At 63.4% G+C, this 16793-nt stretch carries 13 protein-coding genes and 1 tRNA gene; all 14 read right to left on the reverse strand.

Annotation, left to right across the window (positions count from 1 at the left end; all coding sequences use genetic code 11):
* Positions 1 to 321, reverse strand: a 321-nt coding sequence (locus tag AC5P5R_RS21910; RefSeq protein WP_254005100.1) for a GTP-binding protein, incomplete at its 3' end; no start/stop codon positions are given.
* Positions 322 to 373: 52 nt separating this feature from the next.
* Positions 374 to 2515 carry an elongation factor G gene (gene fusA / locus AC5P5R_RS21915; RefSeq protein WP_005408207.1) on the reverse strand — a complete coding sequence of 714 codons (2142 nt, stop codon included), beginning with the start codon at positions 2513 to 2515 and terminating at the stop codon, positions 374 to 376.
* Positions 2516 to 2656: 141 nt separating this feature from the next.
* Entirely contained in the window at positions 2657 to 3130 is a 474-nt protein-coding gene (rpsG, locus tag AC5P5R_RS21920) for a 30S ribosomal protein S7 (RefSeq protein WP_004145321.1), read from the reverse strand.
* 12 nt (positions 3131 to 3142) lie between these two features.
* Positions 3143 to 3517: a 30S ribosomal protein S12 gene (gene rpsL, locus AC5P5R_RS21925; RefSeq protein ID WP_004145320.1), complete on the reverse strand. Its 375-nt coding sequence runs from the start codon at positions 3515 to 3517 to the stop codon at positions 3143 to 3145.
* Between the two features lie 324 nt (positions 3518 to 3841).
* Complete coding sequence (gene rpoC / locus AC5P5R_RS21930) at positions 3842 to 8062, reverse strand: DNA-directed RNA polymerase subunit beta' (RefSeq protein ID WP_005412340.1); 4221 nt, start codon at positions 8060 to 8062, stop codon at positions 3842 to 3844.
* 89 nt (positions 8063 to 8151) lie between these two features.
* Positions 8152 to 12306 carry a DNA-directed RNA polymerase subunit beta gene (rpoB, locus tag AC5P5R_RS21935; RefSeq protein ID WP_005408205.1) on the reverse strand — a complete coding sequence of 1385 codons (4155 nt, stop codon included), beginning with the start codon at positions 12304 to 12306 and terminating at the stop codon, positions 8152 to 8154.
* 363 nt (positions 12307 to 12669) lie between these two features.
* Entirely contained in the window at positions 12670 to 13038 is a 369-nt protein-coding gene (gene rplL, locus AC5P5R_RS21940; RefSeq protein WP_005408204.1) for a 50S ribosomal protein L7/L12, read from the reverse strand.
* A 63-nt stretch (positions 13039 to 13101) separates the two neighbouring features.
* Positions 13102 to 13638, reverse strand: a complete 537-nt coding sequence (gene rplJ / locus AC5P5R_RS21945; RefSeq protein WP_005408203.1) for a 50S ribosomal protein L10 — start codon at positions 13636 to 13638, stop codon at positions 13102 to 13104.
* A 383-nt stretch (positions 13639 to 14021) separates the two neighbouring features.
* On the reverse strand, positions 14022 to 14720 hold the full coding sequence (gene rplA, locus AC5P5R_RS21950; protein WP_004154350.1) for a 50S ribosomal protein L1: 699 nt from the start codon (positions 14718 to 14720) through the stop codon (positions 14022 to 14024).
* 4 nt (positions 14721 to 14724) lie between these two features.
* Positions 14725 to 15153, reverse strand: coding sequence for a 50S ribosomal protein L11 (gene rplK, locus AC5P5R_RS21955; protein ID WP_004145248.1), 429 nt, complete (start codon positions 15151 to 15153; stop codon positions 14725 to 14727).
* Between the two features lie 286 nt (positions 15154 to 15439).
* Positions 15440 to 16000: a transcription termination/antitermination protein NusG gene (gene nusG, locus AC5P5R_RS21960; protein ID WP_004154362.1), complete on the reverse strand. Its 561-nt coding sequence runs from the start codon at positions 15998 to 16000 to the stop codon at positions 15440 to 15442.
* Between the two features lie 10 nt (positions 16001 to 16010).
* Positions 16011 to 16424, reverse strand: coding sequence for a preprotein translocase subunit SecE (secE, locus tag AC5P5R_RS21965; protein WP_005408202.1), 414 nt, complete (start codon positions 16422 to 16424; stop codon positions 16011 to 16013).
* 49 nt (positions 16425 to 16473) lie between these two features.
* Positions 16474 to 16549: transfer RNA gene (locus AC5P5R_RS21970), tRNA-Trp, on the reverse strand.
* A 103-nt stretch (positions 16550 to 16652) separates the two neighbouring features.
* Positions 16653 to 16793, reverse strand: a 141-nt coding sequence (locus tag AC5P5R_RS21975; RefSeq protein WP_487247787.1) for an EF-Tu C-terminal domain-related protein, incomplete at its 5' end; no start/stop codon positions are given.

Genomic DNA, 16793 nt, shown 5'->3' on the forward strand with positions numbered 1-16793 from the left:
CGAGCACACCAGGATCGCGCCGTCCATCTGGGCGGCACCGGTGATCATGTTCTTGACGTAGTCAGCATGGCCCGGGCAATCGACGTGGGCGTAGTGACGGACCGGGGATTCGTATTCGACGTGCGCGGTCGAGATCGTGATGCCACGCGCCTTTTCTTCCGGAGCGGCGTCGATCGAGGAGTAATCCTTGAACTCGCCACCGAAGCGCTCGGCACCGATCTTGGTCAGTGCGGCGGTCAGCGTGGTCTTGCCGTGATCGACGTGACCGATGGTGCCGACGTTGACGTGCGGCTTGGTGCGCTCGAACTTACCCTTTGCCATTGTTCTATACCTTGATTGTTCGTAAGTGGTTTCAAGAGAGGCTGAGCGAGGCTCAGCCCTTCTTCATGACGGCTTCGGCGATGTTGGTCGGAGCCGGCTCGTAGTGATCGAATTCCATGGTGAAGGTGGCGCGGCCCTGGGTCTGCGAACGCAGCGCAGTGGCGTAGCCGAACATTTCACCCAGCGGGATCATCGCGTTGATGATGCTGGCCGAACCGTCACCGGTGGTGTCGGAACCCTGCAGCACGCCGCGACGACGGCTGACGTCGCCCATCACGTCACCCTGGTAATCCTCCGGGGTCACGATCTCGACCTTCATGATCGGCTCCAGCAGCACCGGCTTGGCCTTGGCGAAGCCCTGCTTGAAGGCCATCGACGAAGCCAGCTTGAACGCCATTTCCGAGGAGTCAACGTCGTGGTACGAACCGAACACCAGCTTCACCTTGACGTCCACGACCGGGAAGCCAGCCAGCGGACCGCTGGTGATGGTTTCGCGCAGGCCCTTTTCAACCGACGGAATGAATTCCTTCGGGATCACGCCGCCGGTGATGTCGTTGATGAACAGGAAGTCGTCCTTGATGGCCGGAGCCAGCTTCGGATCGGCACGGTCGGCAGCGGTGATCGGCGACAGTTCGATCACGACGTGACCGTACTGACCCTTACCACCGGACTGCTTGGCGTGCTTGTAGTCCGACTTGACGTCGGCCAGGGTGATGGTTTCGCGGTAGGCCACCTGCGGCGCGCCGACGTTGGCTTCAACGTTGAACTCGCGCTTCAGGCGGTCGACGATGATGTCCAGGTGCAGCTCGCCCATGCCCGAGATGATGGTCTGGCCGGATTCTTCGTCGGTCTTGACGCGGAACGACGGATCTTCCTGCGCCAGACGGCCCAGGGCCAGACCCATCTTTTCCTGGTCCGACTTGGTCTTCGGCTCGACGGCCATCGAGATCACCGGCTCCGGGAACGTCATGCGCTCCAGGATGATCGGGGCGTCCACGGCGCACAGGGTGTCACCGGTGGTGGTGTCCTTCAGGCCCACGGCAGCGGCGATGTCACCGGCCAGAACTTCCTTGATTTCCTCGCGGTTGTTCGAGTGCATCTGCAGGATGCGGCCGATGCGCTCCTTCTTGCCCTTCACCGAGTTCAGCACGGTGTCGCCACCGTTCAGGGTGCCCGAGTAGACACGGAAGAAGGTCAGCGCGCCGACGAACGGGTCGGTGATGATCTTGAAGGCCAGCGACGAGAACGGAGCCTTGTCGTCGGACTTGCGGGTCATTTCGACGGTGTCGTCGTCAACGTCCACGCCCTTCACGTCCGGCACGTCGACCGGCGACGGCAGCAGCTGGATCACGCCGTCCAGCATGGCCTGCACGCCCTTGTTCTTGAAGGCCGAGCCGCAGTACATCGGCACGATCTCGGTCGCCAGGGTACGGGTACGCAGGGCGTTGATGATTTCGGCCTCGGCCAGCTCTTCGCCGCCCAGGTACTTTTCCATCAGCTCTTCGCTGGCTTCGGCAGCGGTCTCGACCATGAACTGGCGAGCCTCTTCAGCCGGGCCCTGCAGTTCGGCCGGGATTTCACCGTATTCGAACTTCATGCCCTGCGAAGCCTCATCCCAATGGATGGCCTTCATCTTCAGCAGGTCGACAACGCCCTTGAAGTTGTCTTCAGCGCCGATCGGCAGCTGCATCGGCACGGCAACCGCGCCCAGCTTGGCCTTCAGCTGGCCGACGACCTTCTGGAAGTTGGCACCGGTGCGGTCCATCTTGTTGACGAACGCGATGCGCGGCACGTGGTACTTGTTGGCCTGGCGCCACACGGTTTCCGACTGCGGCTGCACGCCACCGACGGCGCACAGGACGAAGACGGCACCGTCGAGCACGCGCAGCGAGCGCTCCACTTCGATGGTGAAGTCGACGTGCCCGGGGGTGTCGATGATGTTGAAGCGGTGCTCCGGCAGGGACTTATCCATGCCCTTCCAGAACGCGGTGGTGGCAGCGGACTGGATCGTGATGCCACGCTCCTGCTCCTGCTCCATCCAGTCCATGGTGGCGGCGCCGTCATGCACTTCACCGATCTTGTGGCTCTTGCCGGTGTAGAACAGGATGCGCTCGGACGTGGTGGTCTTGCCGGCATCGATGTGAGCCATGATGCCGAAGTTACGGTAACGCTCGATGGGAGTGGAACGGGCCACGGGAGCCTCTCAGATTTCTTGGATTTCGGATGGCCGAACGCCGCCTTTCGGCGGCCTTCGGATTGGCGCAGCCCTTCTGGGACCGCGAGGCAGCACGCACCGAAGTGGTGCTGCCCTGCCTGTTTTACAAGGCCGTCAAACTCACCAGCGGTAGTGGGCGAATGCCTTGTTGGCTTCGGCCATGCGGTGGGTTTCTTCGCGCTTCTTGATGGCGCCGCCACGGTTTTCCGAGGCGTCGATCAGTTCAGCAGCCAGCTTCTTCGGCATGGTGTTCTCGCCACGCTTGCGCGCGGAGTCGATCAGCCAGCGCATGGCCAGGGCCATCTTGCGCGACGAACGCACTTCGACCGGCACCTGGTAGGTGGCACCACCGACGCGGCGCGACTTGACTTCGACCGCCGGAGCGACGTTGTCCAGAGCCTTCTGCACCAGTTCAATGGCGTTGGCGCTGCTGTTCTTCTCGGTGATCACGTCCATGGCGCCGTACACGATCTTTTCGGCGACGGACTTCTTGCCGCTCTGCATGACCATGTTGATGAAGCGGGCGATGGTTTCGCTTCCGTGCTTCGGATCGGGCAGGACGGAACGCTGCGGAGTATTACCCTTACGCGACATAGTGCTCTCTCCTTATGCCTTCGGACGCTTGGCGCCGTACTTGGAACGGGCCTGGCGACGCTTGGCAACGCCGGCGGCGTCGAGCGAGCCACGAACGGTGTGGTAACGCACACCCGGCAGGTCCTTGACGCGACCGCCGCGGATCAGGACCACGGAGTGCTCCTGCAGGTTGTGGCCTTCACCACCGATGTAGGAAATCACTTCTTCCTGGTTGGTCAGGCGGACCTTGGCAACCTTGCGCAGAGCCGAGTTCGGCTTCTTCGGGGTGGTGGTGTAGACACGGGTGCAGACGCCACGGCGCTGCGGGCACTTGTCGAGCGCCGGCGAGGCACTCTTGTAGGTGGTCGCTTGCCGCGGCTTGCGGACCAGCTGGTTGATCGTCGCCATCAGTAGGTTCTTCTGATTGGTGGCCGGAAAATCCGGCCAGAGATGCGGAAATGTTAAAGCAGGCCAAAATTCTGGCCTGCTGAGACAGACGATTGTAGCAACCTGCCAGGAAAGCAGTCAAACGCCTCCTGTCAAGCCCGTTCCTGATCCCGGAACGTTACTGGGGGGCCTCCATGTACCCCGTTCAGGTTGGCGGGGTGAACCGCAAGCGGTCCACCCTGCCCTGCACCGGTAGAGTCGACTGTCAGTCGACTCTCGATAGCAGTCGACTGACAGTCGACGCTACCCGCCCGGGTGGTCCGGCCCTGAGGCCGGACCCGTGTTTCAGTCTTCCGAGGCCTGTTCAGCTTCGGCTTCAACCACCGGTGCCTCGACCGCGGCCGGGGTGCCGGCAAGGGTCTGCATTTCCGACTCGGTGAGGCCGGAAGCGCCGCGACGGCGGTTGCTGTGGTACGCCAGGCCGGTACCGGCCGGAATCAGGCGACCCACGATGACGTTTTCCTTCAGGCCACGCAGGTTGTCCGAGGTGCCGCGGACGGCCGCTTCGGTCAGCACGCGGGTGGTTTCCTGGAACGACGCGGCCGAGATGAACGATTCGGTCGCCAGCGAGGCCTTGGTGATACCCAGCAGGACCGGATCGAAGTGCGCCGGCAGCTCATTGCGGGCTGCAAGGCGGGCATTCTCCTCGATAACGCGCTGGCGCTCCACCTGTTCGCCGTTCAGGAACTTGCTGCTGCCCTGGTCGGTGATCTCGACCTTGCGCAGCATCTGGCGGGTGATCACCTCGATGTGCTTGTCGTTGATCTTCACGCCCTGCAGGCGGTACACGTCCTGGATTTCCTTCACCAGGTAGGCGGCCAGCGGTTCGACACCCAGCAGGCGCAGGATGTCCTGCGGGCTCGGCTCGCCGTCCACGATGGTTTCACCCTTGGTGACATGCTCGCCTTCGAACACGATGACCTGGCGGTACTTCGGGATCAGCTCTTCGTGCTCCGAACCATCGGTGTCCTTGATGATCAGGCGCTGCTTGCCCTTGGTGTCCTTGCCGAAGCTGATGATGCCCGAACGCTCGGCCAGCACCGCCGGATCCTTCGGCTTGCGGGCCTCGAACAGATCGGCCACGCGCGGCAGACCACCGGTGATGTCGCGGGTCTTCGACGCTTCCTGCGGGATCTTGGCGACCACGTCACCCACGCCGACGGCAGCGCCGTCCTGCAGGTTGACGATCGAGCGCGGCGGCAGCAGGTACTGCGCCGGCAGGTCGGTGCCCGGAATCGACAGGTCGTTGCCCTTGGCGTCGACGATGCGCACGATCGGGCGCAGGTCCTTGGCCTGGGTACCACGACGCTTCGGATCGGTGATTTCGCGCGACGCCAGGCCGGTCAGCTCGTCGGTCTTCTCGATGACGGTGATGCCGTCGACGAAGTCGATGAAGCGGATGAAGCCGGCCACTTCCGACACGATCGGGTGGTTATGCGGATCCCAGTTGGCCACGGTCTGGCCAGCCTTGATCGCATCACCGTCCTTGGACGTGATGGTCGCACCGTACGGCAGCTTGTAACGCTCACGCTCACGGCCGTGGGCATCGAGCACCGAGATTTCGCCCGAGCGCGACACTGCCACCAGCGAGCCGTTGGCATGCTCGACCGACTTGAGGTTGCTGAACTTGACCGAGCCGGTGGTCTTGACGGTGATGTTGTCGACCGCAGCAGCTCGCGACGCCGCACCACCGATGTGGAACGTACGCATGGTCAGCTGGGTACCCGGCTCACCGATGGACTGGGCGGCGATGACGCCGACCGCTTCACCGATGTTGACCAGGTGGCCACGGGCCAGGTCGCGGCCGTAGCAGCGCGAGCAGACGCCGAAGGCCGATTCGCAGGAGATGGTCGAGCGGACCTTGATGGTCTGCACGCCGGCATCTTCCAGCTTGGCAACCCAGGCTTCGTCCAGCAGGGTGTTGCGGGTGACGATCGGATCTTCGTCGTTGCCCGGCAGGAACACGTCCTCGGCAACCACGCGACCCAGCACGCGGTCCTTCAGCGGCTCGACCACGTCGCCGCCTTCCACGATCGGGGTCATGATCAGGCCTTCGGTGGTACCGCAATCCACCTCGGTGATCACCACGTCCTGTGCCACGTCGACCAGACGACGGGTCAGGTAACCCGAGTTCGCGGTCTTCAGCGCGGTATCGGCCAGACCCTTACGGGCACCGTGGGTGGAGTTGAAGTACTCCTGCACGTTCAGGCCTTCGCGGAAGTTCGCCTTGATGGGCGTCTCGATGATCGAGCCGTCCGGGCGGGCCATCAGGCCACGCATGCCGGCCAGCTGACGGATCTGCGCCTGCGAACCACGCGCACCGGAGTCGGCCATGATGTACAGCGAGTTCATCGACTTCTGGTCGATGGTCTCACCCTTGGCATTGACCACCTTCTCGGTACCGATGGTGTCCATCATCGCCTTGGCGATGCGCTCGTTGGTGCGCGACCAGATGTCGACCACCTTGTTGTAGCGCTCGCCGGCGGTGACCAGGCCCGACTGGTACTGCTCCTGGATTTCCAGCACTTCGGCTTCGGCCTCGGTGAGGATGCCCTTCTTCTCGTCCGGGATCAGCATGTCGTCGATGCCGATCGAGACGCCGGCGCGGGTCGCGTACGCGAAGCCGGTGTACATCAGCTTGTCGGCGAACACGACCGTGTCCTTCAGGCCCAGCTGGCGGTAGCTGGAGTTGATCAGGCGGCTGATGTTCTTCTTGGTCAGCTCGGTGTTGGCCAGCGCGAACGGCAGGCCTTCCGGCAGGATTTCAGCCAGCAGGGCGCGACCGATCGTGGTGTCCACGATCGAGGTCTTGTTCTGCTTGTTGCCGTCTTCGTCGGTCACCACTTCGGTGATGCGGACCTTGACGCGCGCGTGCAGTTCCACCACGCGGTTGTCGTAGGCACGCTTCACTTCGGCGATGTTGGCGAAGGCCATGCCCTCGCCCTTCTTGTTTTCCAGCGAGCGGGTCATGTAGTACAGACCCAGCACGACGTCCTGCGACGGCACGATGATCGGCTCGCCGTTGGCCGGCGACAGGATGTTGTTGGTCGACATCATCAGCGCACGCGCTTCCAGCTGGGCTTCCAGCGAGAGCGGCACGTGGACGGCCATCTGGTCACCGTCGAAGTCGGCGTTGAACGCGGTGCAGACCAGCGGGTGCAGCTGGATGGCCTTGCCTTCGATCAGCACCGGCTCGAACGCCTGGATGCCCAGACGGTGCAGGGTCGGCGCACGGTTCAGCATCACCGGGTGCTCGCGGATGACCTCTTCCAGGATGTCCCAGACTTCGGCTTCTTCGCGCTCGACCAGCTTCTTGGCGGCCTTGATGGTGGTGGCCAGGCCACGACGCTGCAGCTTGGCGAAGACGAACGGCTTGAACAGCTCGAGCGCCATCTTCTTCGGCAGGCCGCACTGGTGCAGGCGCAGGTACGGGCCGACCACGATGACCGAACGGCCCGAGTAGTCGACGCGCTTGCCGAGCAGGTTCTGGCGGAAGCGACCCTGCTTGCCCTTGATCATGTCGGCCAGCGACTTCAGCGGGCGCTTGTTGGTGCCGGTGATGGCACGGCCACGACGGCCGTTGTCCAGCAGCGCATCGACCGACTCCTGCAGCATGCGCTTTTCATTGCGCACGATGATGTCCGGCGCGCTCAGTTCGAGCAGGCGGCGCAGGCGGTTGTTGCGGTTGATGACGCGGCGGTACAGGTCGTTCAGGTCGGAGGTCGCGAAGCGGCCGCCATCCAGCGGGACCAGCGGGCGCAGGTCCGGCGGCAGCACCGGCAGCACGGTCATGACCATCCATTCCGGACGGTTGCCCGATTCCAGGAAGGCTTCGATCAGCTTGATGCGCTTGGTGAGGCGCTTGAGCTTGGTTTCCGAACCGGTAGCGGCGATTTCCTCGCGCAGGCGGGTCATTTCCGACTGCAGGTCGATCGTGCGCAGCAGTTCGTACACGGCCTCGGCGCCCATCGCGGCGTCGAAGTCGTCACCGTGCTCCTGGCGGGCCTGCAGGTACTGTTCCTCGGTCAGCAGCTGGCGGCGCTCCAGGGCAGTCAGGCCCGGCTCGGTCACCACGTAGGCTTCGAAGTACAGCACGCGCTCGATGTCGCGCAGGGTCATGTCCAGCATCAGGCCGATGCGCGACGGCAGCGACTTCAGGAACCAGATGTGCGCGACCGGCGAGGCCAGGTCGATGTGGCCCATGCGCTCGCGGCGCACCTTGGCCAGGGTCACTTCGGTACCGCACTTTTCGCAGACCACGCCGCGGTGCTTCATGCGCTTGTACTTGCCGCACAGGCACTCGTAGTCCTTCACCGGGCCGAAGATGGCGGCGCAGAACAGGCCGTCGCGTTCCGGCTTGAAGGTACGGTAGTTGATGGTTTCCGGCTTCTTCACTTCGCCGAAGGACCACGAACGGATCAGGTCCGGCGAAGCCAGCGCGATCTTGATCGCGTCGAAGTCCAGCGTCTGGCGCTGCTGGTTGAAGAGGTTGAGCAGGTCTTTCATGGTGTTCTCCAGAAGGAGGAATGCTGTGTCGATGGGCTTTCAGTTCACTGCCAGCGGCGCGGCGGCGTTGACCGCCGCGCCGGCATGGATCAGTTGTCTTCCAGTTCCATGTTGATGGCCAGCGAGCGGATTTCCTTCACGAGCACGTTGAAGGATTCCGGCATGCCCGCGACCATCTCGTGCTCACCGTCGACGATGTTCTTGTACATCTGGTTGCGGCCCTGCACGTCATCGGACTTCACCGTCAGCATTTCCTGCAGGGTGTAGGCCGCGCCGTAGGCTTCCAGCGCCCAGACTTCCATTTCACCGAAGCGCTGGCCGCCGAACTGCGCCTTGCCGCCCAGCGGCTGCTGGGTGACGAGCGAGTACGGACCGGTCGAACGGGCGTGCATCTTGTCGTCGACCAGGTGGTTCAGCTTCAGGTAGTGCATGTAACCGACGGTGGTGTGGCGATCGAACGCTTCACCGGTGCGGCCGTCGTACAGCTGGGTCTGGCCACTGCTCGGCAGGTCGGCCAGTTCCAGCATGCGCTTGATTTCCGCTTCGGTGGCACCGTCGAACACCGGGGTGGCCATCGGCACGCCGTCGGTGAGGTTACGGGCCAGGCGCAGCAGCTCCTCGTCGCTGAACTGCGACAGGTCGACGCGGTTGGCCACGTTGGTGTCGTCGTGGTTGTAGATGTCGTCCAGGAACTTGCGCAGGTCGGCAACGGCGGCCTGGGCTTCCATCATCGCCTGGATCTTGCGGCCCAGGCCCTTGGCCGCCCAGCCCAGGTGCACTTCCAGGATCTGGCCGATGTTCATACGCGACGGCACGCCCAGCGGGTTCAGCACGATGTCCACGGTTTCGCCCGAGGCCATGTACGGCATGTCCTCGACCGGCACCACGTTGGAGACCACACCCTTGTTGCCGTGGCGGCCTGCCATCTTGTCGCCCGGCTGGATGCGGCGCTTCACGGCCAGGAACACCTTGACCATCTTCAGCACGCCCGGGGCGAGGTCGTCACCGGCGGTGATCTTGCCGCGCTTGTCGGCGAAGCGACGCTCGAATTCCTTCTCGTGCGCCTGGATCTGCTTCTGCGCGCGTTCGATGGCTTCCGAAGCGTCCTCGTCCTTCATGCGCAGGGCGAACCAGTCAGCCTTCTTCAGGCCGTCCAGGAAGGCGTCGGTGATCACGTCACCCTTCTTCAGGCCAGCGCCACCGTTGACCACCTTGCCCACGATCTGCGAACGCAGACGCATGTAGATGGCGGCTTCCAGGATGCGGAACTGGTCGTCGAAGTCCTTCTTGACGCGCTTGATTTCAGACTCTTCGATCTGGCGGGCGCGCTTGTCCTTCTCGATGCCGTCGCGGGTGAAGACCTGCACGTCGATGACGGTGCCGTCCATGCCCGGCGGAACGCGCAGCGAGCTGTCCTTAACGTCCGAAGCCTTCTCGCCGAAGATCGCGCGCAGCAGCTTCTCTTCCGGGGTCAGCTGGCTTTCGCCCTTCGGGGTGACCTTGCCGACCATGATGTCGCCGGCGCGGACTTCCGCACCGATGTACACCACGCCGCTCTCGTCCAGGCGGTTCAGCGCCTGCTCGGAGACGTTCGGGATGTCGGCGGAGATTTCCTCCGGCCCCAGCTTGGTGTCACGCGCGACGCAGGTCAGCTCTTCGATGTGGATCGTGGTGTAACGATCCTCTTCCACCACGCGCTCGGAGAGCAGGATGGAGTCTTCGAAGTTGTAGCCGTTCCACGGCATGAACGCGATCAGCATGTTCTGGCCCAGGGCCAGTTCGCCGATGTCGGTGGACGGACCGTCGGCCAGCACGTCGCCGCGGGCGATGACGTCACCCACCTGGACCAGCGGACGCTGGTTGATGCAGGTGTTCTGGTTCGAACGGGTGTACTTGACCAGGTTGTAGATGTCCACGCCTGCATCGGTGGCGCCAACGATCTCTTCCTCGTTGACCTTGACCACGATGCGGGCCGCGTCGATCTGCACGATCTCGCCACCACGGCGGGCGTTCACGGTCACACCGGAGTCACGCGCCACGGCGCGCTCGATGCCGGTACCGACCAGCGGCTTCTGCGCACGCAGGGTCGGCACCGCCTGACGCTGCATGTTGGCGCCCATCAGTGCGCGGTTCGCGTCATCGTGCTCCAGGAACGGAACCAGCGCGGCCGCGATCGACACGGTCTGCATCGGCGAGACGTCCATGAAGTGGACTTCCGCCGGCGGCTTCAGCAGCGATTCGCCCTGGAAGCGGCACGGAACGAACTGCTCGGTCAGGGTGCCCTTGGCGTCGGTCAGCGCGTTGGCCTGCGCAATGACGTACTCGTTTTCTTCGATCGCCGACAGGAACTCGACTTCGTCATAGACCTTGCCGTCCACGACCTTGCGGTACGGAGTCTCGAGGAAACCGTACTGGTTGGTGCGGGCGTACACGGCCAGCGAGTTGATCAGGCCGATGTTCGGGCCTTCCGGGGTTTCGATGGTGCAGACGCGACCGTAATGGGTCGGGTGCACGTCGCGCACTTCGAAGCCGGCGCGCTCACGGGTCAGGCCGCCCGGGCCCAGGGCCGAGACGCGACGCTTGTGGGTCACTTCCGACAGCGGGTTGTTCTGGTCCATGAACTGCGACAGCTGCGAGGAGCCGAAGAACTCCTTGATGGCAGCGGCAACCGGCTTGGCGTTGATCAGCTCCTGCGGGGTCAGGCCTTCGGACTCGGCCATCGACAGGCGCTCCTTGACCGCGCGCTCGACGCGGACCAGGCCGACGCGGAACACGTTCTCCGCCATTTCGCCGACCGAACGCACGCGACGGTTGCCCAGGTGGTCGATATCGTCGACCACGCCGCGACCGTTGCGGATCTCGGTCAGGACCTTGATCACGTCCAGGATGTCGGAGCTGTCGCCGTGGGCGGCGACCAGGCGCTTGGACTCTTCGTCGTTGCGCTCACCGAAGTACTTGCTGTCGTACAGCACGGCTTCGCCGGTGGTTTCCTTGCGGCCCACGCGACGGTTGAACTTCATGCGGCCGACCGCGGACAGGTCGTAGCGCTCGAAGGTGAAGAACAGGTTGTGGAACAGGTTCTGCGCAGCGTCCTTGGTCGGCGGCTCGCCCGGACGCATCATGCGGTAGATCTCGACCAGGGCTTCCAGCTGGGTCTTGGTCGGGTCGATGCGCAGGGTGTTGGACAGGTACGGGCCACGATCCAGATCGTTCACCCACAGGGTGCCCACGGCATCCACACCGGCCTTGCGGAAGGCCTGCAGCTGCTCGTCGGTGATCTCGTCATTGGCCTGGGCCAGCAGTTCGCCGGTCGATGCGTCAACCACGTCGTGCGACAGGATGCGGCCGACGATGTAGTCGTCCGGCACGGCCAGGGCGGCGATGCCCGAGGCTTCCAGCTGCTTGATGTGGCGCGCGGTGATGCGCTTGCCGGCTTCCACGATGACCTTGTCGCCGTCGGCGAGGTCGAAGCCCAGGGTTTCGCCACGCAGGCGCTCCGGCACCAGCTCCAGCTGGACGCCTTCATCCGGGTTGATGTGGAAGGTGTTGATCTCGAAGAACTCGGCCAGCATCTCTTCGTTGCTGTAGCCGAGCGCGCGCAGCAGGATCGACACCGGCAGCTTGCGGCGACGGTCGATACGGGTGAACAGCGCGTCCTTCGGGTCGAACTCGAAGTCCAGCCAGGAGCCGCGGTAAGGAATGATGCGGGCGCTGTACAGCAGCTTGCCCGAGCTGTGGGTCTTGCCACGGTCGTGGTCGAAGAACACGCCCGGCGAGCGGTGCAGCTGCGAGACGATGACGCGCTCGGTGCCGTTGACGATGAAGGTGCCGTTCTCGGTCATCAGCGGGATTTCGCCCAGATAGACCTCCTGCTCCTTCACGTACTTGATGGCCTTGGTCGACGACTCACGGTCGTAGATCACCAGGCGCACGGTCACGCGCAGCGGGGCGCCGTAGCTCATGCCACGCTGGCGGCACTCGCGCTCGTCGAAGACCGGTTCGCCCAGCTTGTAGCCGACGTATTCCAGGGCAGCGTTGCCGCTGTAGCTGGCGATCGGGAAGACCGACTTCAGCGCAGCGTGCAGGCCGTGGTCCGTGCGCTTGGCCGGATCGACGTTTTCCTGCAGGAATTCACGATAGGAATCCACCTGGATGGCGAGCAGGAACGGCACTTCGAGAATCGAGCGCTGCTTGCCGAAATCCTTGCGGATACGCTTTTTTTCGGTGAACGAATAGGACGTCATGAGGTCTTCCACCTTGTTGTGCGGATCGTGCGCCCACGATCCGAAGGGAACTTGAAATTGTCAGTTGGAAGTCGCTGGTATTGCCGGCACCAGCACGCCTTCTCCCGCTACTTCCAACTGCCAACTCGTCTGCTACCACGCCCCTGCTGCCGCGCACTGCGCTGGCCGGCGGGGTTTGACTGCAGCCCGTGTTGGGCTTTTTGCTGCATTTGAAACGGTAGAGTCGACTGTTAGTCGACTTCCTTCACAGCAGTCGACTAACAGTCGACTCTACCGACACCGCAACAACGACCAAAGGCCGGGGGCTTACGCCCCCAGCCTTGGCTGCATCGCCGTGAATCGGTGACGATGCAAGGTAACTGCTTACTTGACTTCGACAGTCGCGCCAGCAGCTTCCAGGTCCTTCTTCATCTTCTCGGCGTCTTCCTTCGAAGCGCCTTCCTTCAGGACGCCACCGGCTTCGGCCAGGTCCTTCGCTTCCTTCAGGCCCAGGCCGGTGATGGCGCGGACGGCCTTGATGACTTCGACCTTCTTGTCGCCGGCCGACTTCAGGGTGACGGTGAACTCGGTCTGCTCTTCAACAGCAGCGGCCGGGCCAGCGGCAGCAGCCACGGCAACCGGAGCAGCGGCGGAGACGCCGAACTTCTCTTCGATGGCCTTGACCAGCTCCATCACTTCCATCAGGGACTTCTCGGCGATGGCGTCGACGATCTGTTCGTTGGTAAGGGACATGATTAATACCTTTGGATGATTTTCTGGGTTGAGGTTCCGTCAGGAACCACGGTAAGTCGAAACTCAGGCGGTCTCGGCGGCCGGTTCGGCAGCGTCGGCGGCGACGTCGCCACCACCCTGCTTCTCGCCAACGGCCTTGATGGCGCGGGCAAACATCGTGACCGGCTCGGTCAGGACGCGGGCCAGCATGGCCAGGGCCTGGTCGCGGGTCGGCAGCGATGCCAGCACGTCGACGTGGCTTGCCGGGAACACTTCGCCACCGATGGCGACGACCTTAGCCTTCAGCTTGTCGTTGCCCTTGGCGGCTTCCTTGATCAGGCGACCGGCAGCGCCGGGCTCCTCGAGCGAGAACGCGTACAGCAGCGGACCAACCATCTGGTCCTGGGCGACTGCGAACTCGGTGCCTTCAACGGCGCGCGAAGCCAGGGTGTTCTTGACAACCTTCAAGAAAACACCGGTTTCACGAGCCTGCTTGCGCATCGCGGTCATCTGGGCGACCGTGGTGCCAGCGTATTCGGCTGCGATCAAGGAGTGGGCCTTGGCGGCGACGTCTGCCAGCTCGGCGACTACTTCTTGCTTCTGGGACAGATTGAGAGCCATTGCACTCCTCCTATTGAACTCCGCTTACGGCTCCTGCCGTGTGCGGTCCTGTGCGGCATCCGTCCTGGACGCCGGGAACATCGGGATGATGTTCCGGGGGTGGGCCGTTCCAGACCTGGAGGCAATCAGGGAAATCCCAGACGTGCGTGAACCAGAAAAACTCCAGAAGGGCACCATCTACGCAGGGTGATTCCGGGGAATCGATTAAGCGCTCATGACTGCTCCGGCGGCGACTCCTTGCCAGATCGAGCTTCCGTGCCCGTCGCCGGTATTGCCACGACCGCGCCTGCGGTCTTTGACGGCTACCGCGGGCGATGCACTGCCAACGATGCCTTCAAATGTCACGGTCACGGCACCGAAGGTACCGTGACCGCTTGAAACAATTACTTCAGGGTCAGCGACGACTGGTCGACGGTGACGCCCGGGCCCATCGTCGAGCTGACCGAAACCTTCTGCAGGTAGGTGCCCTTCGAGGTGGCCGGCTTGGCCTTGATCAGGTCCAGCAGCAGCGCGGTCAGGTTCGACTTCAGCGCGTCTTCGGCGAAGTCGGCCTTGCCGATGGTGCAGTGGATGATGCCGGCCTTGTCGGTGCGGTAACGGACCTGACCCGACTTGGCGTTCTTCACGGCTTCACCCGGGTTCGGGGAAACGGTGCCGACCTTCGGGTTCGGCATCAGGCCGCGCGGGCCCAGCACGGTGCCCAGCTTACCGACGACGCGCATGGCGTCCGGGGTCGCGATGACGACGTCGTAGTTCAGATCGCCGGCCTGCATCTTCTCGGCCAGGTCATCCATACCGACGGCTTCGGCGCCAGCGGCCAGGGCTTCATCAGCCTTGGCACCGGCCGGAGCGAACACGGCGACGCGGACCGACTTGCCGGTACCGGCCGGCAGCACGGTGGAGCCACGGACCTGCTGGTCGGACTTCTTCGCATCGACGCCCAGGCGCACAGCGACGTCGATCGACTCGACGAACTTGGCCTTGGTGGCGCTCTTCAGGATGTTGATCGCGTCCTCGAAGGCGTATGCCTTGCCCGGAACGACGGCGGCCTTGATGGCCTTCTCACGCTTGGTCTGTGCCATCTTATTAACCCTCCACCACGAGGCCCATGGAACGGGCAGAGCCAGCGATGGTACGCACGGCGGCGTCCAGATCGGCGGCAGTCAGATCCGGTTCCTTCGCCTTGGCGATCTCTTCCAGCTGCTTACGGGTGACCTTGCCGACCTTCTCGGTGTTCGGGCGCTTGGAGCCCGACGAGATGCCAGCGGCCTTCTTCAGCAGGGTGGTAGCCGGGGTGCTCTTGGTGATGAAGGTGAACGTACGGTCCGAGTAGGCCGTGATGATCACCGGAACCGGCAGACCCGGCTCGAGCTTCTGCGTGGCAGCGTTGAACGCCTTGCAGAATTCCATGATGTTCAGACCGCGCTGACCCAGCGCAGGACCGACCGGCGGCGAGGGGTTGGCCTGACCGGCCTTCACCTGCAGCTTGATGTAACCGACAACTTTCTTTGCCATGTGAGTACTCTCCGGGTGCTAGCGCCTTTCGACAACAGGCTCCCCATCGGACCGGGAATCACGCGTCCCGGCATCGCGTTTTGAAATCATGCTGAAGGCCACCTTGCGGCGGCCTCGTCCTGCTGGCTTCCCAGCGGGGAGCCGCGCACTATATCAGGTTTTTTCTTCACATGCCTGAAGCGGCACATAAACGGACGAAACCGGGCAAGGCCCGGTTCCTGGTTCCGTGGAGTCGAGCTTGCTCGACCGATCAGCAAAGTCGAGCAAGCTCGACTCTACAGCTGGATCAGACGGCCTTTTCGACCTGGCCGAACTCGAGTTCGACCGGAGTGGCACGACCGAAGATCAGCACCGAGACGCGCAGACGGCTCTTCTCGTAGTTGACCTCTTCGACGACGCCATTGAAATCGTTGAACGGGCCGTCGGTGACGCGGACCATCTGGCCCGGCTCGAACAGCACCTTCGGACGCGGCTTCTCGACACCTTCCTGAACGCGGTTCAGGATGGCTTCAGCCTCGGAATCGGCAATCGGCAGCGGACGGTCGGCGGTGCCGCCGATGAAGCCCATCACGCGCGGAGTTTCCTTGACCAGGTGCCAGCTTTCGTTGTCGATGCGCGGGATACCGGCTTCTTCGTGGGTCTCGATCTGGACCAGCACGTAACCCGGGAAGAACTTGCGCTCGGAGCGGCGCTTCTGGCCAGCGCGCATCTCGACCACTTCTTCGGTCGGGACCAGGACATCGCCGAAGCGCTCTTCCATGCCGTCACGGACGATGCGATCGCGCAGAGCCTGCGCCACCGACTTCTCGAAGCCCGAATAGGCGTGAACGACGTACCAACGCTTCATGCAATTCTCCTTAGCGGCTCAGGAACAACTGAACCAGCCACTGAATGACGTAATCGAACCCACCCAGCAACAGACTGAGGATGGTCACCACCACCATCACGACCCAGGTCATGCGGATGGCTTCCTGGCGCGTCGGCCAGACCACCTTGCGCAGTTCGAAGCGCGACTCGGAGAGGAATTCGCGGGTGTCGCGCCCCTTGCCGGTCAGCATGAACACGCCGATACCGCCAACCAGACCGACCACGACCGCCAACGCACGCAGCTGACCCGCCCACGCACCCAACTGGGTGGCGCGACCGGAGTCGGCGGAGAACCAGAACCAGACGAACAGACCGGCCAGCACCAGCAGCGATGCGGCGACGTACTTGACGATATCCCCGCCGTTGGCGGAGTTGTCCTTGGAATGTTCGATCTTGCTATTCATCCGGCTGTGTCTGCTTTAGCGGCCCAGGCCGCTGGATAAGGTGGGCAGATGGCACGCCAGGAGGGACTCGAACCCCCAACCTGCGGTTTTGGAGACCGCTGCTCTGCCAATTGAGCTACTGGCGTACGTGTTGAAACTTGCCTTCCCTTAGACGGCGAAGGCGGACCGAGGTTCCCGGCCCGCCATTCGCGTAACCGGCGGCGCTATGCAACCACCGGTACTGCAGGCTTACTCGATGATCTTCGAGACCACGCCGGCGCCGACGGTACGGCCGCCTTCGCGGATGGCGAAGCGCAGGCCTTCGTCCATTGCCACCGGGTTGATCAGGGTGACGACCATCTTGACGTTGTCACCCGGCATCACCATTTC

Source organism: Stenotrophomonas sp. YJH_SMC_19, from assembly GCF_059367915.1.